This window comes from Aeromonas sp. FDAARGOS 1403 (genome assembly GCF_019047325.1).
Classification (GTDB): domain Bacteria; phylum Pseudomonadota; class Gammaproteobacteria; order Enterobacterales; family Aeromonadaceae; genus Aeromonas; species Aeromonas dhakensis.
The window spans coordinates 2,145,251-2,169,095 of the sequence record NZ_CP077249.1; the positions used below are offsets into that span (position 1 = coordinate 2,145,251).

At 64.4% G+C, this 23,845-nt stretch carries 21 protein-coding genes; 13 read left to right on the forward strand and 8 right to left on the reverse strand.

Annotation, left to right across the window (positions count from 1 at the left end; translation table 11 throughout):
• Positions 1-13 precede the first annotated feature (13 nt).
• Together zipA and ligA are read left to right on the forward strand one after the other, a co-directional pair.
• Positions 14-1,138 carry a cell division protein ZipA gene (zipA, locus tag I6L33_RS10240; RefSeq protein WP_017779874.1) on the forward strand — a complete coding sequence of 375 codons (1,125 nt, stop codon included), beginning with the start codon at positions 14-16 and terminating at the stop codon, positions 1,136-1,138.
• A gap of 99 nt (positions 1,139-1,237) precedes the next feature.
• Positions 1,238-3,244 (forward strand): NAD-dependent DNA ligase LigA, encoded by a 2,007-nt coding sequence (gene ligA, locus I6L33_RS10245; RefSeq protein ID WP_216974000.1) that lies wholly within the window; start codon positions 1,238-1,240, stop codon positions 3,242-3,244.
• 71 nt (positions 3,245-3,315) lie between these two features.
• Here ligA and I6L33_RS10250 read toward each other — a convergent pair whose 3' ends face one another.
• Positions 3,316-4,299, reverse strand: coding sequence for an ABC transporter substrate-binding protein (locus I6L33_RS10250; RefSeq protein WP_024941023.1), 984 nt, complete (start codon positions 4,297-4,299; stop codon positions 3,316-3,318).
• 442 nt (positions 4,300-4,741) lie between these two features.
• On the opposite strand from I6L33_RS10250, the gene nrdD reads away from it, so the two are divergent.
• The 4 genes from nrdD (at position 4,742) to I6L33_RS10270 (ending at position 8,237) form a co-directional block, all read left to right on the forward strand.
• Positions 4,742-6,859, forward strand: coding sequence for an anaerobic ribonucleoside-triphosphate reductase (gene nrdD, locus I6L33_RS10255; RefSeq protein WP_017779877.1), 2,118 nt, complete (start codon positions 4,742-4,744; stop codon positions 6,857-6,859).
• 96 nt (positions 6,860-6,955) lie between these two features.
• Positions 6,956-7,465 (forward strand): anaerobic ribonucleoside-triphosphate reductase-activating protein, encoded by a 510-nt coding sequence (gene nrdG, locus I6L33_RS10260; RefSeq protein ID WP_216974001.1) that lies wholly within the window; start codon positions 6,956-6,958, stop codon positions 7,463-7,465.
• A gap of 64 nt (positions 7,466-7,529) precedes the next feature.
• Complete coding sequence (locus I6L33_RS10265) at positions 7,530-7,700, forward strand: YqaE/Pmp3 family membrane protein (RefSeq protein WP_005343870.1); 171 nt, start codon at positions 7,530-7,532, stop codon at positions 7,698-7,700.
• Positions 7,701-7,844: 144 nt separating this feature from the next.
• Positions 7,845-8,237 carry an energy transducer TonB gene (locus I6L33_RS10270; protein WP_216974002.1) on the forward strand — a complete coding sequence of 131 codons (393 nt, stop codon included), beginning with the start codon at positions 7,845-7,847 and terminating at the stop codon, positions 8,235-8,237.
• Between the two features lie 31 nt (positions 8,238-8,268).
• Here the strand turns inward: I6L33_RS10270 and I6L33_RS10275 are convergent, their stop codons facing one another.
• The 5 genes from I6L33_RS10275 to slyA all read right to left on the reverse strand — a co-directional run bounded on the left by I6L33_RS10275 (position 8,269) and on the right by slyA (position 12,228).
• Positions 8,269-8,628 carry an MliC family protein gene (locus I6L33_RS10275; protein ID WP_208200677.1) on the reverse strand — a complete coding sequence of 120 codons (360 nt, stop codon included), beginning with the start codon at positions 8,626-8,628 and terminating at the stop codon, positions 8,269-8,271.
• Between the two features lie 127 nt (positions 8,629-8,755).
• On the reverse strand, positions 8,756-9,517 hold the full coding sequence (locus I6L33_RS10280) for an ABC transporter substrate-binding protein (protein WP_017783996.1): 762 nt from the start codon (positions 9,515-9,517) through the stop codon (positions 8,756-8,758).
• A 141-nt stretch (positions 9,518-9,658) separates the two neighbouring features.
• On the reverse strand, positions 9,659-10,687 hold the full coding sequence (locus I6L33_RS10285; protein ID WP_005303346.1) for a DUF2955 domain-containing protein: 1,029 nt from the start codon (positions 10,685-10,687) through the stop codon (positions 9,659-9,661).
• Positions 10,688-10,697: 10 nt separating this feature from the next.
• Positions 10,698-11,753: an HlyD family secretion protein gene (locus tag I6L33_RS10290; RefSeq protein ID WP_216974119.1), complete on the reverse strand. Its 1,056-nt coding sequence runs from the start codon at positions 11,751-11,753 to the stop codon at positions 10,698-10,700.
• 1 nt (position 11,754) lies between these two features.
• Positions 11,755-12,228, reverse strand: a complete 474-nt coding sequence (slyA, locus tag I6L33_RS10295) for a transcriptional regulator SlyA (RefSeq protein ID WP_010634735.1) — start codon at positions 12,226-12,228, stop codon at positions 11,755-11,757.
• A 292-nt stretch (positions 12,229-12,520) separates the two neighbouring features.
• On the opposite strand from slyA, the gene I6L33_RS10300 reads away from it, so the two are divergent.
• The 5 genes from I6L33_RS10300 (at position 12,521) to I6L33_RS10320 (ending at position 18,423) form a co-directional block, all read left to right on the forward strand.
• Positions 12,521-12,757 carry a hypothetical protein gene (locus I6L33_RS10300; protein ID WP_216974003.1) on the forward strand — a complete coding sequence of 79 codons (237 nt, stop codon included), beginning with the start codon at positions 12,521-12,523 and terminating at the stop codon, positions 12,755-12,757.
• A gap of 514 nt (positions 12,758-13,271) precedes the next feature.
• On the forward strand, positions 13,272-14,579 hold the full coding sequence (locus I6L33_RS10305) for a 2-hydroxycarboxylate transporter family protein (protein WP_216974004.1): 1,308 nt from the start codon (positions 13,272-13,274) through the stop codon (positions 14,577-14,579).
• 11 nt (positions 14,580-14,590) lie between these two features.
• Positions 14,591-16,141, forward strand: a complete 1,551-nt coding sequence (locus I6L33_RS10310; RefSeq protein WP_042049748.1) for an NAD-dependent malic enzyme — start codon at positions 14,591-14,593, stop codon at positions 16,139-16,141.
• Positions 16,142-16,158: 17 nt separating this feature from the next.
• Positions 16,159-17,727: a sensor histidine kinase gene (locus I6L33_RS10315; RefSeq protein WP_216974005.1), complete on the forward strand. Its 1,569-nt coding sequence runs from the start codon at positions 16,159-16,161 to the stop codon at positions 17,725-17,727.
• A 3-nt stretch (positions 17,728-17,730) separates the two neighbouring features.
• Entirely contained in the window at positions 17,731-18,423 is a 693-nt protein-coding gene (locus tag I6L33_RS10320) for a response regulator (protein ID WP_005303332.1), read from the forward strand.
• Positions 18,424-18,520: 97 nt separating this feature from the next.
• Here the strand turns inward: I6L33_RS10320 and I6L33_RS10325 are convergent, their stop codons facing one another.
• On the reverse strand, positions 18,521-19,408 hold the full coding sequence (locus I6L33_RS10325) for a DMT family transporter (protein ID WP_054545340.1): 888 nt from the start codon (positions 19,406-19,408) through the stop codon (positions 18,521-18,523).
• 96 nt (positions 19,409-19,504) lie between these two features.
• Here I6L33_RS10325 and I6L33_RS10330 point away from each other — a divergent pair, with 96 nt between their 5' ends.
• Positions 19,505-20,311 carry a helix-turn-helix transcriptional regulator gene (locus tag I6L33_RS10330; protein WP_216974006.1) on the forward strand — a complete coding sequence of 269 codons (807 nt, stop codon included), beginning with the start codon at positions 19,505-19,507 and terminating at the stop codon, positions 20,309-20,311.
• 62 nt (positions 20,312-20,373) lie between these two features.
• On the opposite strand, the gene I6L33_RS10335 is transcribed toward I6L33_RS10330, so the two are convergent.
• The gene (locus tag I6L33_RS10335; protein ID WP_216974007.1) at positions 20,374-21,891 is read right to left on the reverse strand and encodes an aldehyde dehydrogenase family protein; all 1,518 of its coding nucleotides are present in this window, start codon (positions 21,889-21,891) and stop codon (positions 20,374-20,376) included.
• Between the two features lie 236 nt (positions 21,892-22,127).
• On the opposite strand from I6L33_RS10335, the gene I6L33_RS10340 reads away from it, so the two are divergent.
• Positions 22,128-23,804 (forward strand): sigma-54-dependent Fis family transcriptional regulator, encoded by a 1,677-nt coding sequence (locus I6L33_RS10340; protein ID WP_216974008.1) that lies wholly within the window; start codon positions 22,128-22,130, stop codon positions 23,802-23,804.
• Positions 23,805-23,845: the final 41 nt, after the last annotated feature.

Here is a 23,845-nt window from a genome sequence, read left to right on the forward strand (position 1 = left end):
AGAGAAGCAGCTAATGCAGGAATTGCGTTACATCTTGGTTGCCCTGGGCGGTATTGCCATCGCGGCATTGCTCATTCACGGGTTGTGGAGCAACAGAAAGAATCGTCAGGCACCGATCAAAGAGAAACCTCTGGGTCGGATGGAATCCAAATCACGGGACCGTGACAACGACGCCTTCGACAGTGATGGCATCGGTCAGGTGCGAGTGGTCAGCGGTGGCCGTCGTGCCGAGCCCAAGCTCCACCATGATGAACCCCGCCAGCCGGACGTCAGCCGTCGCGCCCCCGCGCCCGCCTTCGATGATGAAGAAGATGATGACGCCGATCTGCCGCCGCCCGTGGTACGCAAGCCTGCCGCTCGCCCCGTGCCCCCGCCTCCCGTCTATGAAGAGGAGGAGTATGAGGAGCCGGTCGCCGAGCCCGTCGAGGAAGTCCCGGCCGCGCCGGTACGCAAGCCTGCCCAGGTGATCCGTCGTACCCCGGTCCACCGTTCCCGTCCCCAGCGCGAGCCGCTGCTGCAGCCGCTGGACGAAGAGCCGCTGGTGGAGCCAGCCTACGCCACCGCGCCCACCTTCGGTGCCCGTGAACAGGCCCAGGCCGCTGCGCCCGAATACAAGGCGCAGCCCCGTTACGCAGCCCCCGAGCCTGCCTACGAGGAGCCCGCCTATGAAGAGCCGGTGCAGGAGCCGCAGATTGAACGTCAGCCGGTCGAGAAGATCTGGCAGGATGTCTATGTCATCAACCTGATGGCGCGCCCCGGCCACGACCTGCAGGGGGCGACCCTGATCTCTTCCCTGCTGGCGCTGGGCTTCAAGTTTGGCGAGATGGACATCTTCCATCGCCACGAGGATCTCAACGGCAAGGGCGAAGTGCTCTTCTCCATGATCAACATGGTCAAGCCGGGTACCTTCAACCCGTACCGGATGGAGCAGTTCACCACTCCGGGTGTGTCGCTCTTCATGCAACTGCCGCTGCGCAGCAACGCAGCCTTTGCCTTCGAGCACATGCTGCAGTCTGCCGACCAGCTGGCCAGCGATCTCGATGCCATGCTGACTGACGTGGATCGCAGCCCGCTGAGTGACGAGACCATCGCCCGTTACCGGCACGAGCTGGCCGCCTACGAGGCCAGTCGCGACTAATACGCCAGGCGGGTCGAATGAATCAAAAGTGCGGTACCCAGGTGCCGCATTTTTATTGCTCCGCTGGCCGGTTTTTTCATCACACTTCGAGACTTTTTCATGAGCGATATCCTCTCCCGCCACCGTCAACTGTGTGAGCTGCTTACCGAATATGGGCATCAGTACTATGTGCTGGACAACCCCACAGTGCCGGATGCCGAATACGACCGCCTGATGCGCGAGCTGATCGCGCTGGAGGCCGACCATCCCGAGCTGAAAACCCCGGCCTCGCCGAGCGTGAGGGTGGGCGGTCAGCCGCTCACCGCCTTCAAGCAGGTGCGCCACGAGATCCCCATGCTGAGCCTGGACAACGTGTTCAGCAGCGAAGAGCTGCAGGCGTTTGAACAGCGCATGAGCGATCGCCTCAAGCGGGAGGTCAATTTCACCTTCTGCTGCGAGCCCAAGCTGGATGGCCTGGCGGTGAGCCTGCTCTATGTGGACGGCCAGCTGGTGCAGGCCGCCACCCGGGGCGATGGCACCACGGGTGAGGAGATCACCGAGAACGTGCGCACCATCAAGGCCATTCCCCTGACCCTGCGTGGCGAGGGGTGGCCGGCTCGGCTGGAAGTGCGCGGCGAGGTGTTCATGCCCAAGGCGGGGTTCGAGGCGATGAACGCCAGGGCGCTGGCCGCCGGCGAGAAGGTGTTCGTCAATCCGCGCAACGCCGCCGCCGGCAGCCTGCGCCAGCTCGATTCACGCATCACCGCCAGCCGCCCGCTCAGCTTCTACGCCTATGGGGTGGGGGTCGGTGGCGAGTTGCTGGGAGATTCCCACTACGGCCGCCTCACCCGGCTCAACACCTGGGGGCTGCCGCTCAGCCCGGAGGTGAAACTCAAAGAGGGGGCTGCCGGTTGTCAGGCGTTCCATGACGATATCCTGGCCCGCCGTGGCGCACTCCCCTACGAGATCGACGGCGTGGTCTACAAGGTGGATGCCATTCCCCTGCAAGAGGAGCTCGGCTTCGTGGCCCGTGCACCGCGCTGGGCCACCGCCCACAAGTTCCCGGCCCAGGAGGAGATGACCCTGCTCGAAAACGTCGAGTTCCAGGTCGGTCGCACCGGCGCCGTGACCCCGGTGGCCAAGCTCAAACCCGTGTTCGTCGGCGGCGTCACCGTCTCCAACGCCACCCTGCACAATGCCGACGAGATTGAGCGCCTTGGCGTCATGATCGGCGACACCGTGATCGTGCGCCGGGCCGGGGACGTGATCCCGCAGATCGTGGCGGTGGTGGAGGCCCAGCGTCCAAGCGATGCCCGTGAAATCCTCTTCCCGACCGAGTGCCCGGTGTGTGGCTCGGCGGTAGAGCGGCTGGAAGGGGAGGCGGTGACCCGCTGCTCCGGCGGCCTGTTCTGCGAGGCGCAGCGCAAGGAGGCGATCAAGCACTTCGCCGCACGCCGCGCCATGGACGTGGACGGCCTCGGCGACAAGATAGTCGAGCAGCTGGTGGACAAGGGGCTGGTGAAGACCCCGGCCGATCTGTTCGGCCTCAATGCCATCCAGCTAGCCGGGCTCGAGCGGATGGGGCAGAAGTCCGCCCTCAATCTGGTGGCGGCCATCGATGCGGCCCGCAGCACCACGCTGCCGCGCTTCCTGTTTGCGCTGGGGATCCGCGAAGTGGGGGAGGCGACTGCGCTGAACCTCGCCAACCACTTCCTCACCCTGGATGCCCTGCGTGCCGCCTCGGTGGAGCAGTTGCTGGAAGTGGCCGATGTGGGGGACGTGGTGGCCAAGCATGTCTACTACTTCCTGCGCCAACCCCACAACATCGAGGTGCTGGAGGCTCTGCTGGCCGCCGGTATCCACTGGCCCGCCATCCAGAAGAAGGAGGCAAGCGATCAGCCCTTTGCCGGCAAGACCTTCGTGCTGACCGGCACCCTCACCACCTTGTCGCGCAACGACGCCAAGGCGGCGCTGCAGGCGCTCGGCGCCAAGGTGGCAGGCTCTGTGTCGGCCAAGACCGATGTGCTGGTGGCGGGGGAGGCGGCAGGCTCCAAGCTGGCCAAGGCCCAGGAGCTTGGCATCACCGTCTGGACCGAAGAGGAGCTGCAACAGGCGCTGCAGGGCTGAGTCGCTGGCTCAACCAGATAAACGAAGAACCCGGCCATGCCGGGTTCTTTGTTATGAGGGCAATGATCCGCTCAATCACGCCAGAGGATCTTGTAGCGCCACTTGTCGGGCAGGGTGAGCTGCCAGCGGGCCAGCTCGCTCTTGCTGAACACATACTCGCCGCGCAGGGCAGCCCGCGGCGCCAGAGTCTTGGGCTGGGCTCCCTCCAGAATGGCATTGACCAGCTCGGCCGCCTTGGCCCCCTGATCGTGCCCATCCAGCACCAGGCCGCCGATGGCCTTGCCCTTGCCCACCGTAAACTCCCAGAAGCAGAACAGCGGCACCGGACTGTGGGCACTGGTCCACTCCAGCACCTGGCGTTCATCCACGTGGCGACCCTGCTCATCGATGAGGGTGTGGTAGAGGCCGATAAAGATCGCCTGATAGCCGTTCTGCCTGGCATTGAGCACGGCCTCCTGCCACAGGTCGTAGTCGCCGAGCAGCTGGCTGTTGACCCGGGTCTGGCCGACCCGCAACTCGGTCTGGGTCTTGAACTCATCCTCGATGGCGGTCAGGGCCACGTTGCTCGAATCGAACAGCACCAGTGCCTTCTTGATCCCCCCCATCAGCTGGCTCATCTCGCTGATGTTGCGCTTGAGCAGGGGGCGCTCCAGCACGCCGGTGATCTTGGGGTGGCCGACCAGCCCCTTGTGGCGCGGGTTCTCGTTCATGCCGAGGAACACGACCGGGGTGCCGAGGGAGGCGATGCTGGTGGCCAGGTAGTTGATGGCGTTGTCATCGCCGAGCACCACCAGATCCGGTTTCACCTGGTGGTAGTAGGCGAGCGCCCGTTCGGCGATCTGGTCGAACTCTTCGGCGGGGCGGCGCTTGGTATCCATGTAGAAGTGGCTGATGTGGTGCTCGCCCTTGAGGTTGGCCACCAGGCTGGCGTTGTAGCTCTGATCCCACAGGTACTCGGGATGGTAGCTGCTGATCACCAGGATCTCGGCTGCCCACAGCCGCAGCGACAGGGGGCACAGCAACAGTAGCAGTAGCAGCAACAAAGGCTTGGTCATATGGCTTCCCATCGGCGCAGGGGTGTTGTCATTCATTATGTTCACTCCTGGGCCAGCCGGTGCCGGTCAATTACTGTCGGAGGGGAAATCTTTTTCTCGCTGGCCGGCATCGGGCGCTAGCCCGCACCAGGCTTGGGGGTGGTCTCGTGTGGTACCTTTTATGGCTGGTCGGGAACTGCGCCACTCGCCTCAAAACCTGTTCTGGATCAAGAAATACGCCCCCGCTTTGGTGCCTAATAGACACCACATATAGGGCTGCATTCGTTTTTAATCCCTATATGTTGTGTTATTAAGCTGTGTAAAAGCTGTTCCCTTCTCATCGTCAGCCCAGGCTTGTCAAGCCTCGGCTGAATTTATTTGCGCCGAGGACGAGGCGTGGAGAAGGGGGCCAAACAAGGGTAAGCCGAGGGCGAGAGCCTGGCCTTTTTAACGGGGAAACTCCATGAAACCGGTTGTGATCAAACGTGATGGATGTCGCGCACCATTCAATGCCCAGCTGATTGCCGAGGCGGTGGGCCGAGCGGCGGAGGCGGTCAATCAGGCCAGTCCGGCGCTGGCAGAGCGCATTGCCGCCGCCGTCAGCCAGGAGCTGGAAGGGCGGGGAGAAGTGGACATCCACGAGATCCAGAACCGGGTCGAAAACCACCTGATGGCTTCCGACGACAAGGCCATCGCCCGTGCCTACATCGAATACCGTCACGACCGGGATCAGGCTCGCGAGGCCCGCGGCCGGCTGGCCCAGGAGATCCGCGGCCTGGTTGAGCAGACCAACGCGGCCCTGCTCAACGAGAACGCCAACAAGGATTCCAAGGTGATCCCGACCCAGCGCGACCTGCTGGCGGGCATCGTCGCCAAGCACTACGCCACCAGCCACATGCTGCCCCGCGATGTGGTGCAGGCCCATGAGAGCGGCGATCTGCACTTCCACGATCTCGACTACTCCCCCTTCTTCCCCATGTTCAACTGCATGTTGATCGACCTGAAGGGGATGCTGACCCACGGCTTCAAGATGGGCAACGCGGAGATCGACACCCCCAAATCCATCAGCACCGCCACCGCGGTCACCGCCCAGATCATCGCCCAGGTGGCGAGCCACATCTATGGCGGCACCACCATCAACCGCATCGACGAAGTGCTGGCTCCCTATGTGACCATCAGCTGGGAGAAGCACCGGGAAGTGGCGGTGGAGTGGGGTATCGGCGATGTGGATGCCTACGCCATGGCCCGCACCGAGAAGGAGTGCTACGACGCCTTCCAGTCCCTCGAATATGAGGTGAACACCCTGCACACCGCCAACGGTCAGACCCCGTTCGTCACCTTCGGCTTTGGCCTTGGCGACAGCTGGCAGTCACGCCTGATCCAGCGCGCGATCCTGAGCAACCGCATCGCCGGCCTTGGCAAGAACAAGAAGACCGCCGTGTTCCCTAAACTGGTGTTCGCCATCAAGGATGGCCTTAACCACAAACAGGGCGATCCCAACTACGACATCAAGCAGCTGGCGCTGGAGTGCGCCTCCAAGCGGATGTACCCGGACATCCTCAACTACGACCAGGTGGTCAAGGTGACCGGCTCCTTCAAGACCCCCATGGGTTGCCGCTCCTTCCTCGGTGCCTACGAGGAGCAGGGCGAGCTGGTTCATGAAGGGCGCAACAACTTAGGGGTGGTGAGCCTCAACCTGCCGCGCATCGCCCTGAAATCTCGCGATGAAGCGGATTTCTGGGACAAGCTGGATGCCGCCCTGCGGGTGGCCAAGACCGCGCTGATGTACCGCATCAAGCGCCTCGACGGGGTCAAGGCCCGGGTCGCCCCCATCCTCTACATGGAAGGGGCCTGTGGCGTGCGCCTCAAGGCGGACGACAATGTCAGCGAGATCTTCAAGCACGGTCGCGCCTCCATCTCCCTTGGCTACATCGGGGTACACGAGACCATCAACGCCCTGTTTGGCGATCAGGTGCACCTGTTTGACAGTGCCGAACTGCAGCAGAAGGCCATCGCCATCGTCGAGCGCCTCAAGGCCGCCACCGACGAGTGGAAGGAGGAGACCGGCTACGGTTTCAGCCTCTACTCCACCCCGAGCGAGAACCTCTGCTCGCGCTTCTGCCGCATCGACGCCAAGGAGTTTGGCGTGGTGGCGGGGGTGACTGACAAGGGCTACTACACCAACAGCTTCCACCTCGATGTGGAAAAGCAGGTGAACCCGTACGACAAGCTGGACTTCGAGGCGCCCTATCCGCCCATCGCCAGCGGCGGCTTCATCTGCTACGGCGAGTACCCCAACATCCAGCACAACCTGGAAGCGCTGGAGAACGTCTGGGACTACAGCTATGACAAGGTGCCCTACTACGGCACCAACACCCCCATCGACGAGTGCTACGAGTGCGGTTTTACCGGCGAGTTCGAGTGCACCTCCAAGGGCTTCACCTGCCCGCGCTGCGGTAACCACGACCCGGCCAAGGTATCGGTGACCCGTCGTGTCTGCGGCTACCTCGGCAGCCCGGATGCGCGCCCCTTCAACGCGGGCAAGCAGGAAGAGGTCAAACGCCGCGTCAAACACATGTAAGTGCGGTAACGATGAAGCGCTGGCCCCTGTTGCAAGGGGCCATTTTCATGGGGTGGCGACCGTTTGCACACCCATGAAGGAGGCAGGCAACAAGCGATGCACTACCACCAATACTACCCGGTCGATGTGATCAACGGCCCAGGCACCCGCGCCACCCTGTTCGTGTCGGGCTGCGAGCACCAGTGCCCCGGCTGCTACAACCAGAGCACCTGGCGGCTCGATGGCGGCAAGCCGTTCGATCAGGCGATGAGCGATCGCGTCATTGCGGATCTCAAGGATCCGCGCATCAAGCGGCGGGGTCTGTCGCTCTCCGGCGGCGATCCGCTCCACCCCGCCAACGTGCCCCACGTGCTGGCGCTGGTGCAGCGGGTGCGTGCCGAGTGTCCCGGCAAGGACATCTGGTGCTGGACCGGCTATCTGCTCGACGAGCTCAGCCCGGCCCAGCGCGAGCTGGTGGCCTTGCTGGACGTGCTGGTGGACGGCAAGTTCGAGCAGGGGCTGGCGGATCCCGGCCTGCTCTGGCGCGGCAGCAGCAATCAGCAGATCCACGATCTCAACGCCTGGCGGGAAGGAGGGGAACGGATCCCCTGTCTGGTTTGCAGTTGAGGCTAGGGATGTTTATGGTTAGCCCATTCCAATCCCTGTGACATCGTTGACGAGGAAATCCGAGATGAACAATCTGCTCAAGATCCTGCTGGCCATCTTCCTGCCGCCGGTCTGCGCCTTTATCCAGGTGGGCTTCAGCCTGCATTTTCTGATCAACATAGTGCTGACCCTGCTCGGCGGTCTGCCCGGCATGGTCCATGCCCTCTGGCTGGTGGTCAGCGACAAGCGCGGCTGACGTTGAGCCTCTTTGCTAAAAGCCAACCCGATGGGGTTGGCTTTTTTTATGCTGCTCAAACGGGTTCCGATTGTTACAGTAATGGGCCGGCAACCCTGCCGGGGAGGGGTGGCCCCTCTGAGCTGACTCAACAAGGAGTGTTGAATGGGTTTGAAGGTCTTGCTGCTGGGCACTGTGCTCGGCCTGCTGGGGGGCTGTGCCAGCCCCAGTCCCACCGTGAAGCTGAACCAGCCACCGCTGGAGGTGACCATGGCGGAGCTTGGCAAATACTGGGTGCAGGATGGCGAAGTGCCTCCGTTTGAACCGGTGGGCGGCGCGCCAGCCAAGCGGCCCGTCAAGGGCTATGTGGAGGTCCGTTATCTCATCGACTCCAACGGCAATCTGTTCAGCCCAGAGATCCTGGCCTCGGAGCCGCCCGGCGTGCTGGACCTGATCGCCCTGTCGGGGTTGGCCAAGACCCGCTATCGAGTGTCGGAGCAGAACCCGCAGGCCATTCCGGTGCGAGTGGTGGGTCGCTACGAGATTGAAGTGGAGTAATGAACAACCCCGGCCTGGCCGGGGTTGTTGTTTACTGCTGTTTGCAGTCGTTGTAGACGCTCTGCCACTCGCCATCCTTGTCGCGCATCTCGACAAAGCCCTCGTCGCCCTTGTTCCACCAGACGGCCTCGTGATCGTCGGTGTAGCGGGCGCCGGAGGCAGAGACGCTCTGCGGCAGGGTGTAATCCTTGCCATCCGGCAGCGCCAGCTTGACGAAGTTCAGGCTCTGATCGGAGAGGGCGAAGTAGCGCACCTGTACCCGTTGGCCCTGTTCGCACAGATAGGTGACGGGGTCGCCGCCGGTCACGTTCAGGGTGTCGGCGCCGCGTTCGCAGCCGCTCAGCAGGGTCAGGGTCGTGATGCCCAGCAGCAGAAGGTTGGCGTGCTTCATGTTGATTCTCCATCGGTGTCATCCGGGCGTGATCCTAACAGCTTGCCCAAGGGGGGCAATGCCGCTCGACCCGACTTGCGTCGATATGCGTCCATGGGCGTCAAAAGAAGCACTAATGAGTATGGGCTCAATGCAGGCCTAGTCTGGCCTCGAAGGCGCGCACCAGCGCCTCGTAGGTGCCGTTGTTCTTTATCTTCTGCAGCCCCTCTTCGAAGCGACTGGCCATCTCCTCACCCCGGGGATGGGCGCGGGAGAAGGCGAGCCAGAAACCGTCGGTGGAGATCTTGCCCACCTTGACCACCTTCCCGCTCAGCTGTTTCTGCTGGATCTTGAGGTAGCCCGGCATCTCGTTCATCAGTATGTAGTCAACCCGGCCACGCACCAGCATCTCGATGATCTGGGTGTCTGACTTGGCCTGAAAGCGGGTGATCCTGGGGTTTTCCATGAAATCGGTGGGGTAGGTGTAGCCGAGGGTGATGCCCACTGTCTTCTGTTCCAGCGAGGTGAGCTTGAGATCCCGGCGCGGTTCGCTGGCCAGGGCGAAGATGGCGAGATCCTCCTCGAACATGGGGGTCTCGTGCCAGAAGTACTGGTAACGGTTCTCCTCGGTAATGGTGGCATCGAAGCAGCCGAGCACCTTGTCGCTGCGCGCCTCGTACATGCAGCGGGCGAAGGGGATGGTGCGAAACTCCACCTCGATTCCCTCGGCGGCAAAGGCTGCCTTCACCAGTTCGGGCGCGAGCCCCTGCGGCTGGCCGCTCTCTTTGTCGAGAACGCAGTAGGGGGCCCAGTCATCTTCCGCGGCGATCAGTACAGACTCGGCCCGGGCGCTTCCCACCATCAGCAGAAGACAGATAACCAGCCAGTGAATGTGGGTTGCGTGTGTCATGGTCTCTCTCCCGTTGCCAACTGCCCTAGCAAGCATAGTTGCTGGGGCTGGCCGCAGGCACCGCCAGATACAGGGCAAAAAAAACGCCCCGGTAGGCATAGCGGGGCGAAAGGCGCACATCCTTGAGCTAACAACAGGGGGTCAATAACCGAACCGGGTGGCCTCGAAACGGTTAAGCAGTCGGTGGATGAGGTAACAGGCCAGCAGGGTGGCGACGATGGCAAACAAGATGCTGCTGACCCGGTAGAGGGCGCTGAACACCAGATCGTTGCCGGGCGTCAGGTACTGGCCGAACAGGATGCCGAGGGTGGTGAGGGCGCCGAAGCCGACCCCGGAACCGCTCGCCTCCTTCACGTGGGCATGACTGAACAGCATGGCGCCGAGCCAGAGCAAGGGGGCAACCAGGATCAGCAGCCCGGACCAGTCGTAGAGCACCAGCTGGCCGACCAGGCCGAAGCTCACCCCGAGCAGGGTGCCCATGGCCCGCTTGCGGGCATAGCTCAGGGCGCCGTCCCAGTGCATGGGGAAGAGCACCAGCAGAGTCGTGGCCTGGGCCGACATGGAGTCCCGCAGATCGAAGAGCTGGAACACCATGAAGGAGAGGGTGGCGATGCTGGCGCCAAGCAGCGCCTCGTGCCGCATCCGGTGCGGTGCCTTGGGGGAGGGGGCTGGCTTGGGGCGCTCCTCCACGTCAGGGATGAGCGCCGTCATCAGGTAGGCGATGAGCACCGACAGCACGCTGGCCCACAGGTTGCTGAAGATGAGGTCGTTGAGATCGGTCTGCGGGTAGCTGGCAAAGTGCAGCATGATGCTGAGGCTCAACACGCCGTTGGCACCGAACAGGAACAGGCTGCCCCGCGACATGGCGGCGAAACGGTAGAGAAACAGCAGGAAGGCGATGGGGATCATCAGGCCGGGATGGCCGCCGAACAGCCCCCCCAGCAGCCCCACTTCCAGCCCGCAGACCACGGCGGCGGCGATCAGCTGGCGGGCGGCATGACCGTTCATCACCGGCACCATGCCCAGCAGCAGTACAGGCGTCACCGTATAGAAGACGCCGTAGTTCCAGCCGAACAGCTTGCAGAGCAGAAAGCCGCTGGTGCTGCCAAAGGCGATGCGCAGGCATTGGCGTAGTTCATTGGCGGTGAGGGGTCTGTGCCACAGGTTCATTGCCGTCACCTCAGTAGATGTAGTGCAGCAGGCTGAGCAGGCGGATTTGGGCGCGGGCCAGCAGCCCGGTCAGGGCGTTGTCGGGCAGCAACTGCACGGTGGCGCGGGCTCCGGCCGGCAGATGGGCGGGTAGCTGTTCCAGCGCCAGGTGCAGGCGCAGACGCTGAGCGTCGCGCACCCAGCGATCCGACTCGGTGGGGCTGGCCAGCTGGCCGTTGGCATCGAACTGGCCGGCGCTGACCCCGGCATCCAGGCTGGTGACCCGGGCGGGATAGAGGCGGCCCGGCTCGCCGTCGAAGGCGACCAGGGCCAGGCTGTCCTGATCAACGTGGCGCAGGCTCTTCTCGCGAAAATCGGCGATCACGTCCACCTGCTCGGAGACCAGCGCCAGCAGCGGGGCGCCCGCCGCGGCGAAGCTGCCGGGTTTGAGCTGCAGGTTGGTGATGATGCCATCCTGGCTGGCGTGGACCCGACTGTAGGCGAGGTTGAGCTCGGCCTGGGCGAGGCGGTTGCGGGCCTGGCGCAGCAGCAGGTTGTCGTCGCCGGGCAGGCCGCGGTTGACCCTGGCCTGGGTCATGCGTGCCTTGCTGGCCAGCAGGTTGGCCTGGGCGGTGCGAAACGCGCTGTCGGCGTCATCCTTCTGCTGCTCGGAGACCATGTGGTGGCGATAGAGGGCGTCGATACGCTCCGCTTCCCGCAACTTGAGGGCGGCCTGGGTCTGCAGCGAGCTGAAATCGGCGCTGGCGGCGTTGAGGGTGGCATCGAGCTGGCGATTCTGCTGCTCGGCCTGGGCCAGGGCGAGGCGAGCCTGCTCTACCGCCAGCTCGAAGGGGGCCGGGTCGAGGGCAAACAGCAGGTCGCCCTGTTTGACGTGCTGGTTGTTGGCGACAGCCACCTCCATCACCTTGCCGCTGACCTGGGGCGCCATCTTGGTGACGACGCGGGTTGCCATGGCCTGCGGGGTGAGCGGCATCTTGAGGTCGGCCAGCAGGAAATAGGCAAAGACCAGCACGAAGGCGCTCATGGCCCATTTGATCCAGCGTTGGAATTGTTGATCCGGGGTCATCTCATTCTCTCTCTTCACTCTGCGCACCTATCTTGCCAAGGGCATTGGCACAGATGCGGTGCACGATATCTTCAAACTGTTCCAGCTCCCGCTGGCTGATGCCGGCGAGCAGCTCCCGGCGTATCTCCATGATGCGATCTTCAATCTGGTCGAGCAGCGCCTTGCCGGCCGGGGTCAGGGTGACGATGCGGGCCCGCTTGTCCTGGCTGCAGCAGTGGCGCTCCACCAGCCCCTGCTCTTCCAGCTGGCCCAGGGTGCGCATCAGGGAGGGGAGTTCGATCTCCAGCGCCTCGGCCAGGGTCTTCTGGCTGAGGTGGCCGCCGAGCCGGCTCAGCTTCCACAGCGCCGTCCAGCGGGGATGAGTCAGGCCGAGGGGGGCCAGTTCGAGATCGGCCACGGTGCGCCACAGCCGATGCAGCCGGCCGACCCGCTCGGCGAGGGAGAGCTCGCGCAGCATTTCCAGGTCCTTCATCATGGGGGTGTCTCCTTTTACTTAGCTTGCTAAGCATTGTAATTGTTTAGCAGGCTAAGTAAATAGCGTGATCACGATCTTGTTTATGAAATTTGGAGGTAGGTCTCTGGTGGAGCTCAAGCAGCATGGGTGAAGGGGTGAGTTGGGATCAGCAGCCCCTTTGAGTGAATCAGAAGGCTGGATATGGTCGGCAGGGCCCGGCGAAATAAAGCGAGTCGTTTATTGGGATGGCATGAAAATAGTCACCGCGTTTTAGGTGCACCCTAATTAGAGGATGCAAAAAAATATTATATAAATGCGGCACTCTGTTTTTTATTCACTAATATTGATGAGTCAGCTAAACAGGGAGATGATAGCTGTGGAACGATATGAATCGGGTGACGCCCATCTCGCCATCGAGAGTCTGCTGGTGGACGTAGAATATGTAGTCGACGGCCATTATGGACTCAGCCTGGAAAATGCCGAAACCTGTCATGAATTTGACCCTGCCAATATTCCATTGTTATTAGCCGAATTGTCTTTCGGTTGGTGACATCCACAGGTCATATTGAGAGGGCAGCCTTTCACAGGGCCTGCCCCCACCGTTAATCCTCTTGCTGCAAGCCGCCATTACCTGCGGGAGCGCCATGCTTGTAACAAGCTAGGCGCTCGCTATCGAGCTGTCATCGTCTTTCTTTTTTATCACCCGGCAGATCCTGGCCGGAGCCTTTTTGTTGATCAGGGGATCACCCTTGCCTTGTACCGGGTGATCATTCACCACTGCCAAACCTGACAGGCCATTATTGTTGGTTACAGCGCTGGTTATTTGATCGCTATTTGATAGCGACCGCTTCAAGCGCCGCTTTAAAGTGCAAAAGAGTGCGTGTCGGGGGGATTTAATGACGATGACAGGAACGGAAATACCCCCTGTAAAATGGGTGCCAACCTTGCCCGCATGCCATAGCGTTTAAGAATTTAATGTTTTTATATGCCTTTGTTGGCGGGCTAACCGACAGGAGGAGCGGAGATCTCTAGAGTGGCGCCACACCACACGCTGGAGCATAACAATGAAAAACCTCTCTACCCCACACACCAGAACCGCCCTGTTCGGCGGTCGACAGATTGCCGGCATGCCCATGATGATCTTTCTGGGCCTCGCTACCTGCGTCCTCTTCTCGGGCTGGAACGGCTCGCTACCGCTCGGCATGGTCGGCGCGTTGGCACTGATGTTCGTGCTCGGCACCCTGCTGACCGAGCTCGGCGAGCGCATCACCCCCATCCGCGAATACCTGGGGGGCGGCACCATACTCGCCATCTTCGGCGGCGCCGCCCTATTTGAATACCGGATCCTGCCCGTCGAGGCGGGTCAGGTGATCATCGGCTTCATGAAGGAGGGGGGCTTTCTCAACTTCTTCATCGCCAGCCTGGTGACCGGCTCTGTGTTCGGCATGAGCGGCGCCCTGCTGAAGAATGCCGCCATGCGCTACCTGCCGGTGATCCTGGGGGGCGTCGCACTGGCGCTGCTCAGCGTCGGTCTGGTGGGCGCCCTGATGGGCTACGGCTTCAAGAACGCGGTGCTGCTCATCGGTCTGCCCATCATGGGCGGCGGCATGGGGGCCGGCGCCGTGCCGCTGGTGGAGATCCTCTCCGGGCCGCTGCAGATGTCGAGCGCCGATCTGCTGTCGCGCATGGTGCCGGCGGTAGTGATCGCCAACACCCTGGCCATCCTGGTGGGTACCCTGCTGGCCCGCCTCGGTCGCCGCTACCCCGCCCTGACCGGCAACGGCAAGCTGATGATCAAAGAGAGTGCCGATGGCGTGGCCGAGGAGAAGACGCAGGCGCCGACCCTGGAGAGCCTGGGCCTGGGCCTCTTCATCAGCTCCAGCATGTTCGTGCTGGGCTCATTGCTTGGCAACTTCATCCCCATGCACCCCTTCGCCCTGATGATCCTGGCGGTGGCCGTCATCAAGGTGAGCGGCCTGCTGCCCCGTCGCTACGAGCAGGCGGCGGCCGACTGGTACCAGTTCGTGGTCACCAACCTGACCCCCTCTCTGCTGGTGGGGATCGGAGTCGCCTACACCAGCATCCCCGAGCTCATCAGCGCCTTCTCCGTCAGCTATTTCGTGCTGGTGCTGGTGACCGTGCTCGGTGGCGCCCTGGGGGCGGCGCTGGTAGGGCGGATGATCGGTTTCTACCCCATAGAGGCGGCCATCACCGGCGGCCTGTGCATGGCCAACATGGGGGGCACGGGTGACGTGGCCGTGCTCTCGGCGGCCCAACGCATGACCTTGATGCCGTTCGCCCAGATCTCCTCTCGTCTCGGGGGCGCCGTCATGCTGATCCTGGCGACCCTGCTCATCTCTCTGCTGGCATAAGGAACAAGATAATGAACGACATCATGATGGGCACCAGCCTGCCCTATGCCGAACGCAAGCGTCAGGGATTGATGGGGCGCATGCCCCACAAGGAGGAGTCGCTGGCCCAGCAGCGGCGCCGCATCTACCGGCTGGTTTCGGCCATGCAGAGCCCGTTTGATCAGCACCTGCTGCTGCGCCAGCTGCAGGAAGACAACCCGGTACTGTTCTACGAGCTGGTGCGCCACCACTTGCCGGAGCTGTTGCCCATCATCTACACCCCTGTGGTGGGGGAGGCGTGCCAGCGCCACAGCGACCTCTATCTGCGCAGCCACGGCCTCTACCTCTCCTGGCACGACCGGGATGAGCTCGACCACATCTTCGCGGCGGTGGAGCAGGAGGTGGACGTCATCGTCATCTCCGACGGCGAGCGGGTGCTGGGGCTCGGCGATCTCGGCATCGGCGGCATGGGGATCTGCATCGGCAAACTGGCGCTCTACTCCGCCGCCGGTGGCATCAACCCGGCGCGCACCCTGCCGCTGTGCGTGGACGTGGGCACCAACAACCCCGAACTGCTGGAAGATGACTCCTACCTGGGCTGGCAGGCCCGGCGGGTGGATGGCGAGCCCTATTACCAGTTCATGGACAAGGTGGTGGCCGCCATCCGCAAACGCTGGCCCCAGGTAGTGCTGCAGTTCGAGGACTTCGCCGGCAAGCATGCCGCCAATTTGCTGGCCCGCTACCGCGACGAGCTGTGCATGTTCAACGACGACATCCAGGGCACGGCGGCGGTGGCGTCGGCCTGCGTGCTGGCGGGCTTACAGCAGGCGGGCAGCGCGCTGGCGGATACCCCGGTGCTGATCGTCGGCGCCGGCTCGGCCGGCTGCGGTATCGCCGCCATGCTGGCCCAGCTGGCGGGCGGCCCGGAGCGAGTGCAGCTGTTCGATCAGGACGGTCTGGTCTGCCTGGACCGGGCCGGGCTCACCCCGGCCCAGCAGCCGTTTGCCCGCCCGGCGGGGGAGGCGTGCAATTCCTTGGCCGCGCTTATCGAGCGGCTGCGCCCCGGGGTGCTGATCGGGGTGAGCGGTCAGGGCGGCTTGTTCGACGAGGCGGTGCTGACCGCCATGGGGGAGGTGTGCGAGCGGCCGGTGATCCTGCCGCTCTCCAATCCCACTCGCAGCGCCGAGGCGACCCCGGCCCAGGTGTGGCAGGCCACCGGCGGGCGGGCCCTGCTCGCCACCGGCAGCCCCTTCCCGCCGGTGGAGGTGGACGGCGCGGCGCGGGTGGTCTCTCAATGCAACAACGTCTATGTGTTCCCGGGCATTGGTCTGGGGGCCTGCGCGGTCAAGGCGCGGCGCATCAGCGACGGTATGCTGCGGGCGGCGGTGCAGGCGGTGGGCGCCTATCCGCTGGCCGAGGGACGGCTGCTGCCCCCCATCGAGCAGGTGGGGGAGGTGGCCCGCGCGGTGGCGAGGGCGGTGGCACTCTGTGCCCGTGCCGAGGGGCTGGCCGATTTTGCCGGTGATCCCGCACCTTTGATTGACCAGACCTGGTGGCGCCCGCACTATTGGTCCGCGTCCTGATGTTGCAAGGCTAATCGATGAAACTGCGTCACCAACTGGTCACCCTCTCCCTGGGCCTGTCACTGCTCCTGATCATCATTCTGGGCAGCCTGCTGGCGCTCTTTATCCGCCATTTGCTGGAGAGCAATCTGGAGGACAAGGGAGGGGATCTGGCGCGGGTGCTGGCGGGAGACAGCCGGGTGGTGCAGGCGCTGCAGTGGGGGAGCGATCCGGGCCTGCGCGACTATGTGCAGGGGATCTGCAGCCGCACCGATGCCGCCTACATGGTGGTGACCGACGAGCATGCCCGCCGGCTGAGCCACCCCTCTCCGGAGCTGGTGGGTGGCCTGTTTCGCGGCGAGGATATCTGGCCCTCCCTCAACGAGCGCAGCAGCTACTGCTCCAAGGACGTGGGCACCCTGGGGCCGGCCATCCGCTGCTTCGCTCCGGTGATCGGGCCTGACGGGCGCGCCATCGGTGCCGTGGTGGTGGGGTATCTGATGCAGACGGTGGAGAGCATCTACCTGGATCGGATCGCCCTGCTCATCAGCGCCATCGGCGCCGTGCTGGGCTGCGGTCTGCTGCTGGCGCTCTGGGTCCAGCATCGACTGCGCCGCACCCTGCTGGATCTGGAGCCGGAGACCATAGTCAATCGCTTCGTGTTGCAGGAGCTGGTGCTGGAGCACATCTCGGAGGGGGTGATCGCCCTCGACTCCCGCGGCCACATCCGCATGCTCAACAGCGCCGCTTTTTACCAGCTGCGCCTGCCCGGCACCGGCCGCCACGCCCTGCTCGGCCAGCCGCTCTCGGAGCTGTCGCCGCCGCTCGCCCCCGCCCTGACTCAGGTCGAGACCGAGCTCGGTTTCACCGTGCACGGCGAGTCGTTCGTCGGGCGCTGGCAGGCGGTGGAGGGCAAGATCCCCGGTCGGCTGCTGATCTTCAGCCGCCCCGAGGTGACCGGCAGTCTCGGCATGCAGGTGACCCACCTGCGCCAGTATGCCGAGATGCTGCGGATGCAGACCCACGAGTTCGCCAACAAGCTCAGCAGCCTCTCCGGCCTGCTGCAGCTGGGCCATGTGGATCAGGCGGTGGAGCTCATCCAGCAGGAGAGCGAGGCGTGCCAGACCATGCTGCACGATCTGCTGCGGGCCATCGAGGACAAGCCGGTGGCCGGGCTCATCCTAGGCAAGTTCAGCCGGGCCCGCGAGCTCGGGGTGGAGCTGGTGCTGGATCCCGATTCGGCGCTGGGGGAGTACCCGGCGGCGGTGTCGGCGGATCTCATCACCCTCATCGGCAACTTGCTGGACAACGGCATCCGCGCCGCCTGGGCCCGGCGCAAGCAGTGCCCGCCGCGGGTGCTCATCTCCCTCAACGACTTCGGGCGCCGGCTGGTGATCGAGGTGGAGGACAGCGGTGAGGGGGTGGATGAGGCGCTGGCGGACCATCTGTTTGATTACGGCATCAGTCGCCAGACTGGCGATCACGGTGTCGGTCTGTTCCTGGTCAAGGAGACGGTGGCCAGGCGAGGGGGTGTGATAGAATGGCGCCGCACCGCCGAACAGACGACCCTGTTCGGTATCTACTTGAATAAAAACCAATTGGTGTGATCTATGGAGCCCATTTTCACGCTGGTGATCGAGGATGACGAACGGATAGGATCCATTCTGGCCGAGCTGGTCTCCTCCACCCCCGGATTTTCCCTGCTGGGTCGGGCCGAAAGCCTGACCCAGGCCGATCTCATGATGCGTGCGGCCCAGCCGCAGCTGCTGCTGGTGGACATCTCGCTGCCCGACGGCTCCGGCCTGGAGTGGGTGAACCGGCTGCGCAGCCACAACCGCGAAGCCTACGTCATCATGGTGACCGCCTCCTGCGACGTGGAGACCATCCAGCAGGCCCTCAATCAGGGGGTGCAGGATTACATCATCAAGCCGCTGCGGCTGTTTCGCATCCAGCAGAGCCTGGACGAGATCCTCACCCTGCATCGGCGCATCTGCGAGCGCGGCTCCCTCGAGCAGAGCGATCTGGACCGGCTGATGGGCAAGGTGAGGCCTCAGGGGCGCGACGTGCGCGACACCCCCAAGGGGATCGACGCCATCACCCTGCGCCAGGTGCTGGAGTTGCTGGCGGGGGAGCCGGACAGCGCCTTCTCCACCGATACGGTGGCGCTGCGCTTGTCCCTCAGCCGCACCACGGCGCGCCGCTATCTGGAGTATCTGGAGTCGGAGGACAGGGTGGACGTGGATCTCAACTACGGCCAGCGCGGCCGGCCCGAACGCCGCTACCACTGGCGGCGGGGCAGCTGAGCCGCTTGCCGCACGCAGATCCATACCAGCAAAAAGGGAGCCGAAGCTCCCTTTTTTAGGTCTATACGTCGGCACGAAAACCGGTACGACGGGCCGCTCAGGCCTCTTCCAGCAGGACGCGGCGGGCTCTTGGTTTGAACTGGGAGAGCATGACCCCGCTCAGGATGAGGCCGCCCCCCAGCAGGTGATAGCCGTGGATGGGCTCCCCCAGGCTGATGACGGCGATGAGGGCCGTGCACAGGGGCATCAGGTTCATGAAGACCGAGGTGCGCTCCGCCCCCAGGCTGGCGAGGCCGCGCATCCAGCAGTAGGCGGCGAAGATGGAGGAGGCGAGCCCGGCGAACAGCACCATGCTCCAGCCCTGAGCGGGAATGGCCAGGGAGTCGGCGGAGAGGGCCAGCGGGATGAGCAGCAGCACCGCCAGCAGGATCTGCAGGTAGAGGTTGAGCCAGGGGCCGAACGGCAGTTGCCAGCGGCGGATCAAGAGGCCATAGAGGGCATAGCTGGCCGCCCCCAGCAGCATCATGCCGTCGCCTGGGTTGATGCCGCTGTGCAGCAGTGTCTGAGGGTTGCCCTGACCCAGCAGCCAGAGCACCCCGAACAGGGAGATGCTCATGCCGAGCAGCGCCTGCTTGCCCGGTTTCTGGCCAAAGCAGCAGGCCCCGATCAGCAGGGTGAGCAGCGGCAGCAGGGAGCCGATGACCCCCATGTTGGTGGCCGAGGTGCTGTGGGCGGCGTAGTAGGCGAGGCACTGGTAGAGCACCATGCCAAGCAGGGAGAGCACCAGCAGCTTGCCGAGCCAGGGGCGGAGATCGCGCCGGCGGCGCCACAGCTGCGGCAGGCAGAAGGGGGTCAGCGCCAGGGCGGCGATCACCCAGCGGTAAAACGAGATGGCGGCAGGATCCAGCACGCCGGCGGCGGCCTTGGAGACCACGGTATTGGCGGCCCAGATCAGGATGGCGAGCAGGGGAAAGAGAAAAGGCATAGGCACTCCTTGGTATGATGGAGAGAGTCTAGCCTTGTCTTGAACGATGCAAGTAGCGTAAATAAGACATGTCATAACCGCTTTGGGACAATCTGCATGGGCACCCTCACCCTGGCCGAGCAGGATCGCCTGCTGGCCGCCCCCAATCCCCTCTATTTTCGCTACAGCCAGATCCAGGGGGGCAACGCCTGCGCCGAGCATGCCCACCCCTGGGGCCAGCTCAGCCTCATCAGTCTCGGGGTCATGGTGGTGGAAGTGGCGGGGCAGCGGCTGGTGGCGCCGCCGGACTACCTCATCTGGGTGCCGGCGGATCAGCCCCACACCGCCTTCAACGAGCAGACCTTGGACTACACCTCCATCTACGTGAGCCACGCGCTGGCGCCGCGCCTGCCACGGGAACCCCAGCTGCTGGCGCTCACCCCCTTGCTGCGGGCCCTGCTGGAGGATTTCACCCAGCGCCGGGTCGGCCACATGGAGGACGAGTGGGATGCCCGTCAGGGTGAACTCTTCATCGAGAAGCTGGCTCGCACCCGTTGCCAGCCAAGCTACCTGCCCCAGAGCCGGGATCGCCTGCTCGCCCCCCTGCTGGCGGCGCTGCAGGCGGCGCCGGAGGACAACCGCACCCTGGCCCAGTGGGCCAAGGTGCTGCACACCACCGAGCGCACCCTGGCGCGGCGCTGCCAGAAGGAGCTTGGCATGAGCCTCGGCCAGTGGCGCACTCGGCTGCGGTTGGTGAAGGCGCTGGACTGGCTGCGCGGCGAGATGCCGGTGCAGGAGATCGCCTGGCGGCTCGGTTACACCTCCACCTCGGCCTTTATCGCCATGTTTCAGCGCGAACAGGGCTGTGCCCCCCAGCGCTATCGCCAGCAGCTGGGGATCGGCGCCGGGCAGGCACAGCTCTGACCGCGACCGCACCAGCAATGAAAAGGGCGCCCGCAGGCGCCCTTGTGGATCACGGGGTGGGCTTAGAAGAAGCCGAGGGGGTTGATGCCGTGGCTCACCAGCAGGTTCTTGGTATTCTGATAGTGGTCCAGCATCATCTTGTGGGTCTCGCGACCGATCCCTGACTTCTTGTAGCCGCCGAAGGCCGCATGGGCGGGGTAGGCGTGGTAGCAGTTGATCCAGACCCGGCCAGCCTGGATGCCGCGCCCCATGCGCCAGGCCAGGTTGCTGTCGCGGGTCCACAGGCCCGCCCCCAGGCCGTACTGGGTGTCGTTGGCGATGGCCAGGGCATCCGCCTCGTCCTTGAAGGTGGTGACGCCGAGGGCCGGGCCGAAGATCTCCTCCTGGAACACCCGCATCTTGTTCTGGCCGTGGAAGATGGTGGGCTGGATGTAGAAGCCCCCCTCCAGCCCGCTCACCTTGGCGGGGCCGCCGCCGATCAGCATCTTGGCCCCTTCGCCGCGGCCGATCTCCATGTAGCTCAGGATCTTGTCGAACTGCTCGCGGGACGCCTGGGCGCCGACCTGGGTAGTGGTGTCGAGGGGGTTGCCCTGCACGATGTTGCGGGCGCGGGCCAGCACCTTGTCCATGAAGTCGTCATAGATGCTCTCCTGCACCAGGGCGCGGGAGGGGCAGGTGCACACCTCGCCCTGGTTGAAGAAAGTCATCAGCATCCCTTCCACCGCCTTGTCGATGTAGCTGCTCTCGTGCTGCATCACGTCGGCGAAGTAGATGTTGGGGGACTTGCCACCCAGCTCCACGGTGGAGGGAATGAGCTTGTCGGCGGCGCAGCGCAGGATGTGGGCCCCCACCTCGGTGGAGCCGGTAAACGCCAGCTTCTGGATCCGGTCGCTGGTGGCGAGCGCCTGACCCGCCTCGGCGCCAAAGCCGTTGACCACGTTGACCACCCCGGGGGGCAGGATGTCCTTGATGAGATCCATCATCAGCATGATGGTGACCGGAGTCTGCTCGGCGGGCTTGAGCACGCTGCAGCAGCCGGCCGCCAGCACCGGGGCCAGCTTCCAGGCCGCCATCAGCAGCGGGAAGTTCCACGGGATGATCTGGCCGACCACCCCGATGGGCTCCTTGAAGTGGTAGCTGACGGTGTTCTGATCCAGCTCGGCGGCCGAGCCCTCCTGGGCGCGAATACAGCCGGCGAAGTAGCGGAAGTGATCCACCACCAACGGCAGGTCGGCGGCCAGGGTCTCGCGCACCGCCTTGCCGTTCTCCCAGGTCTCGGCGATGGCGAGCACCTCGATGTTCTGTTCGATGCGATCGGCGATGCGCAGCAGCAGGTTGCTGCGCTCGGTGACGCTGGTCTTGCTCCAGCTGGCGAATGCCTTGTGAGCGGCGTCCAGGGCGAGCTCGATGTCGGCGGCGTCGGAGCGGGCCACTTCGCAGAACACGCGGCCATCGACCGGCGAGATGTTTTCAAAGTAGCGGCCGGCGCGCGGCGCCACCCACTCACCACCGATGAAGTTGTCGTAACGGGACTTGAAGCTGACCAGGGCACCTGCCTGACCGGGAGCGGTATAAATCATCTCATCATCCTTTATGTGTGTGGTCCTGACCGGGCTGGCGAGCAGCCCGGTTGCTGCTGTGTATCGCAAGGGGCGTGCCAGAGGGTCTGACCAGCACTTCAAAAGTTACAAAAACGTTATCAAACGGGGTGCGGCAGCGTATCTTGGTTAACCAATGACCGCGGCGGTGGCGATACAACTGTGCCGTTTCTGGACAGTGGTCGCGACAGTCGTGCCGTTTGTGAACAGGAGGTGTGATGAGCGAGTTCCCTCAATCTGGTGCCAGCCCGATCCAGCGCTCCTGGCAGCGCTGCCTGCACCAGGGGTTGAGCCGTCAGCAGAGCGCCGAGCTGGACTTGCTGCCCCAGGGGGAGCTGTCGGCCCGCCAGGAGCAGCACAGGGGGCTGATCGCCAGCTTCCGGCGCTTCGTGCTGCCGCTGTTTGACCAGCTGCTGGCGGGGCGCCCCTGTCGGTTGCTGCTGTGCGATGGCGAGGGTGCCATCCTGGCCGCCAGCGGTGATGACGGCTTCGCCCGCCATGCCGAGCGGGTCTTTTTGCGCAGCGGCGCCCGCTGGGGGGAGGCGAGCAAGGGCACCAATGCCATCGGCACCGCGCTCGCCGAGCAGAGCGAGGTACAGGTGCTCGGCAATCAGCACTTCTTCGCCCAGCACAGCTTTCTCAGCTGCAGCGCCTGCCCGCTGCTCGGGCCGGACGGGCAAGTGATCGGGGTGCTCGACATCTCCACCGATGCGGCCCACCACGGCGGCGACATGCTGGGCACGGTACGGCTGCTGGCCATGACCCTCGAAAACGCGCTGCTGGCACGCCAGCCGGGCTGGCTGGTGGATCTCGAGCCCCAGAGTCTCTGGTCCGCCCGCCTGCTGCTGGGGGAGGAGGGCGAACTGCTCGGGGCCAACCGGGCCGGCCGGCTCTGGCTCGGCCAGCACCCCTTCGACGGCAAGCAGCTGCTGCGGGATAGGCGCGGCTTGCGGTTGATGCCGGAGGCCAGCTCAGTTGTGGCCCAGCCCGCCCTGCCGGCCGCGGCCGGTGGCTCGCACGGCCAGCAGGTGCCGCTCAAGATGCTGGAGCGCGGCATCTCGCTGCTTATCGAGGGGGAGACCGGCAGCGGCAAGGAGCATCTGGTGCGCGACCTCCATCGCCAGTCGAGCCGCCACGAGAAGCCCCTGGTGTGCGTCAACTGCGGCGCCCTGCCGGCGGAGCTGGTGGAGGCCGAGTTGTTCGGCTATGTCGGCGGGGCCTTCAGCGGTGCCCGCAGCCAGGGCAGCCAGGGTTATCTGCGTGCCGCCCACGGCGGCATCCTGATGCTGGACGAGATCGGCGAGCTGCCGCTCTTGGCCCAGACCCGCTTGCTGCGGGTATTGCAGGAGCGCGTCGTCACCCCGGTTGGCAGCCACAAGCCCGAAGCGGTGGATTTCTGGCTGGTCAGCGCCAGCCACCGGGATCTGGCGGCCATGGTGGCGGCCGGTACCTTTCGCGAGGATCTCTACTACCGCATCTGCGGCTGGCGCCAGCAACTGGCGCCGCTGCGCGACTGGCCGGCCCCGGAGCGGCAGGCGCTGGTCCAACGGTTGCTGGCCGAGATGGATCCTGCCCTGCACCTGACCGATGAGGCCGAGCGCCACTTGCTGGCCCACCCGCTGCCCGGCAACGTGCGCCAGCTCAAGCAGGCGCTGGAGGTAGCCTGCGTGCTGGCGGAGGGGCAGGGCTGGATTGAACCCGCCCACCTGCATCTGCCGACCGTGGTTGTGGCGCCGATCGCCCCCCCGGCGCTGGCGGGCAGCACATTGCGCCAGCAGAACCGGCAACGGGTGCAGCAGACCCTGACAGAGTGCGATGGCAACGTGAGCGAGGCGGCGCGTCGGCTCGGCATCAGCCGCACCACCCTCTATCGGGCGTTGCGGGAGGCCGGCTGAGGCGTTTGTGACCTAAGTTTTTCGTGGTTAAGATGGGTCCA

What these genes read in the sequence shown, in the direction of transcription:
- I6L33_RS10330 (WP_216974006.1), top strand. Translation starts at nt 19,505, where the DNA reads ATGGGCACCCTCACCCTGGCCGAGCAGGATCGCCTGCTGGCCGCCCCC.
- slyA (WP_010634735.1), bottom strand. Translation starts at nt 12,228, where the DNA reads ATGATGAAGGACCTGGAAATGCTGCGCGAGCTCTCCCTCGCCGAGCGG.
- zipA (WP_017779874.1), top strand. Translation starts at nt 14, where the DNA reads ATGCAGGAATTGCGTTACATCTTGGTTGCCCTGGGCGGTATTGCCATC.
- nrdG (WP_216974001.1), top strand. Translation starts at nt 6,956, where the DNA reads ATGCACTACCACCAATACTACCCGGTCGATGTGATCAACGGCCCAGGC.
- I6L33_RS10335 (WP_216974007.1), bottom strand. Translation starts at nt 21,891, where the DNA reads ATGATTTATACCGCTCCCGGTCAGGCAGGTGCCCTGGTCAGCTTCAAG.
- I6L33_RS10340 (WP_216974008.1), top strand. Translation starts at nt 22,128, where the DNA reads ATGAGCGAGTTCCCTCAATCTGGTGCCAGCCCGATCCAGCGCTCCTGG.
- I6L33_RS10250 (WP_024941023.1), bottom strand. Translation starts at nt 4,299, where the DNA reads ATGACCAAGCCTTTGTTGCTGCTACTGCTACTGTTGCTGTGCCCCCTG.
- I6L33_RS10270 (WP_216974002.1), top strand. Translation starts at nt 7,845, where the DNA reads ATGGGTTTGAAGGTCTTGCTGCTGGGCACTGTGCTCGGCCTGCTGGGG.
- I6L33_RS10300 (WP_216974003.1), top strand. Translation starts at nt 12,521, where the DNA reads ATGCGGCACTCTGTTTTTTATTCACTAATATTGATGAGTCAGCTAAAC.
- I6L33_RS10275 (WP_208200677.1), bottom strand. Translation starts at nt 8,628, where the DNA reads ATGAAGCACGCCAACCTTCTGCTGCTGGGCATCACGACCCTGACCCTG.
- I6L33_RS10285 (WP_005303346.1), bottom strand. Translation starts at nt 10,687, where the DNA reads ATGAACCTGTGGCACAGACCCCTCACCGCCAATGAACTACGCCAATGC.
- I6L33_RS10265 (WP_005343870.1), top strand. Translation starts at nt 7,530, where the DNA reads ATGAACAATCTGCTCAAGATCCTGCTGGCCATCTTCCTGCCGCCGGTC.
- I6L33_RS10305 (WP_216974004.1), top strand. Translation starts at nt 13,272, where the DNA reads ATGAAAAACCTCTCTACCCCACACACCAGAACCGCCCTGTTCGGCGGT.
- nrdD (WP_017779877.1), top strand. Translation starts at nt 4,742, where the DNA reads ATGAAACCGGTTGTGATCAAACGTGATGGATGTCGCGCACCATTCAAT.
- I6L33_RS10310 (WP_042049748.1), top strand. Translation starts at nt 14,591, where the DNA reads ATGAACGACATCATGATGGGCACCAGCCTGCCCTATGCCGAACGCAAG.
- I6L33_RS10325 (WP_054545340.1), bottom strand. Translation starts at nt 19,408, where the DNA reads ATGCCTTTTCTCTTTCCCCTGCTCGCCATCCTGATCTGGGCCGCCAAT.
- I6L33_RS10315 (WP_216974005.1), top strand. Translation starts at nt 16,159, where the DNA reads ATGAAACTGCGTCACCAACTGGTCACCCTCTCCCTGGGCCTGTCACTG.
- I6L33_RS10320 (WP_005303332.1), top strand. Translation starts at nt 17,731, where the DNA reads ATGGAGCCCATTTTCACGCTGGTGATCGAGGATGACGAACGGATAGGA.
- I6L33_RS10280 (WP_017783996.1), bottom strand. Translation starts at nt 9,517, where the DNA reads ATGACACACGCAACCCACATTCACTGGCTGGTTATCTGTCTTCTGCTG.
- I6L33_RS10290 (WP_216974119.1), bottom strand. Translation starts at nt 11,753, where the DNA reads ATGACCCCGGATCAACAATTCCAACGCTGGATCAAATGGGCCATGAGC.
- ligA (WP_216974000.1), top strand. Translation starts at nt 1,238, where the DNA reads ATGAGCGATATCCTCTCCCGCCACCGTCAACTGTGTGAGCTGCTTACC.